This window comes from Chamaesiphon sp. OTE_75_metabat_556 (assembly GCF_031378165.1).
Classification (GTDB): domain Bacteria; phylum Cyanobacteriota; class Cyanobacteriia; order Cyanobacteriales; family Chamaesiphonaceae; genus Chamaesiphon.
The window spans coordinates 1-1,673 of the sequence record NZ_JANNDR010000512.1 but is presented as its reverse complement, the minus strand read 5'-3'; the positions used below and the strand labels follow the sequence as shown (position 1 = coordinate 1,673).

The 1,673-nt window shown below is 45.7% G+C and carries 3 protein-coding genes; 2 read left to right on the top strand and 1 reads right to left on the bottom strand.

Translation table 11 applies throughout. The annotated features are described in order from the left end of the window. The first annotated feature begins 536 nt into the window (after positions 1-536). Together RMO27_RS20385 and RMO27_RS20380 are read left to right on the top strand one after the other, a co-directional pair. Complete coding sequence (locus RMO27_RS20385) at positions 537-806, top strand: hypothetical protein (RefSeq protein ID WP_309736001.1); 270 nt, start codon at positions 537-539, stop codon at positions 804-806. 109 nt (positions 807-915) lie between these two features. Then, on the top strand, positions 916-1,254 hold the full coding sequence (locus tag RMO27_RS20380) for a hypothetical protein (protein WP_309735996.1): 339 nt from the start codon (positions 916-918) through the stop codon (positions 1,252-1,254). Positions 1,255-1,436: 182 nt separating this feature from the next. Here RMO27_RS20380 and rpsN read toward each other — a convergent pair. Continuing rightward, positions 1,437-1,673, bottom strand: a 237-nt coding sequence (gene rpsN, locus RMO27_RS20375) for a 30S ribosomal protein S14 (protein ID WP_309735993.1), incomplete at its 5' end; no start/stop codon positions are given.

Sequence of the window (1,673 nt, the reverse complement as noted above, 5' to 3'; positions counted from 1 at the left end):
GGTGAGATCGTGATTTGTTCCCACTGTCAGTGTCGCGCTCGCCAGGGGGAATTGTTGCGGTGGGATGTCTGTCAGTATTGCGCGATCGATTTAGGGATTATCCACGGGACATTCCACAAACTTCCGTCAACATTTATTAATTAAATCTAGCTACATTGATAATTTAAGTTATCTATCTTTTGGTAGATTTAGATACATTTTCGATCCGATCGACCTGGTTTTGACAGTTGAAAATCGTTAATTGCTAACTCGCCGACTCCTTTTTTGACGCGATCCCCAATGGTTTTAGGTAAATTCCCTGTCAGATTGACTGTTAATAAATTTTCTCCGTGTATGTACTGAATACTTTGATAAATGTGTCTATCTATAAACTGAATCTAAAGACAATATAAAATGCAAATTGCCTTGGGGATCGCTATAAGCGAGATGGGATCGCTCGTTGATGCCACTTTCGTCCAAATTACGCCAATTGATAAGGAGTGATAATAGTAGGCATAGAGAGAATTGAATTTGGTGCTCTCGTAAAGGTAAGGCTGATGACGAACCAAAATTGTATTACTTCTGCCTGTCGCTACTGTCGGTTCTATCGACCAGAGGGGCTGCATGGTGGTGCTTGTCAGCAACTTGGCGTATCGGTGCGGAGTGAATGGAAAGCTTGTCAGTTAGGTCTGCCGGCATTTGCCAATGCTTGGGAAAATGCTGAGGAACTAGCTACCGCCAATCGGCAGATGGAAGTTACTTCCTCACAAAGTCAAGTGACTACGACTTTGGACTTAAGTCGGGTGCCGATGGGCATTAATAATTAGTTAATTAATTTTAGTTACCGAGACTTGCGATCGGTTCGATCCCTCGTCCAAAATTGATGTAGATTCTGGCCAATTTTCTCTCAACTAGATCGCCAGTTGGTAATTGCCAATGACAGAACCGATCGCCTCGATTACCTTATTACCAGCCACTGACGCCGTTCGTGAAGGCGCGTGGTTGCAGTCATCTTTACAGGCATGGCTCGATCGAGAATTTATTCCCGAATCGATCAATGCCACGATCGCCCAGCGGGCAGCTCAGATCTATATTCGCCAGCGGATGGAAGGCGAAAATGACCTCGGTTCCCTAGTCATCGCGATCGTTACGGAAATGCAGGCATTTAATTTTCAAGAAAGCTTTTTTGGCGAGTTCGCTGTCGCTAATGCAGTCAGCGATCTGATTTTGGCAAGTTTGGGTATCGATAATCGCTGCTGTGGCGATCGCAGCTAGCAGACTGCACTCGATCGTCTTAGTAGCTATAAGATGCAATACCCCAATTTGAGGATTCGCCTTTGGCGACAATTGAATAAGTGTGATGCCAAAGGAGATGTCAGATCGTCGGTCGAAATAGGGATCGGAAATGCAGGAAAAAAATACCCGATCGCCGTTATCCCCTTCCTACGACTCGATCTCTACCAGCTCGATTTAACGACGCCAGGTAGTAAACCTTGATGCGCCCACTCGCGCAATACGTTACGGGACAAACCAAAATCACGATAGTATCCGCGCGGACGGCCAGTTACCCAACAACGATTGTGCAACCGAGTCGGTGCGCTGTTGCGAGGTAGTTGTTGAATCTTGCGGTGGATTGCAAATCTTGCTTGGGGTGTAGCTGCACTCTTAAACTCTTCTAATAGAGCCGATCTTTT

Coding starts and splice junctions, on each gene's coding strand:
- RMO27_RS20385 (WP_309736001.1), top strand. CDS start 537: ATGACGAACCAAAATTGTATTACTTCTGCCTGTCGCTACTGTCGGTTC.
- RMO27_RS20380 (WP_309735996.1), top strand. CDS start 916: ATGACAGAACCGATCGCCTCGATTACCTTATTACCAGCCACTGACGCC.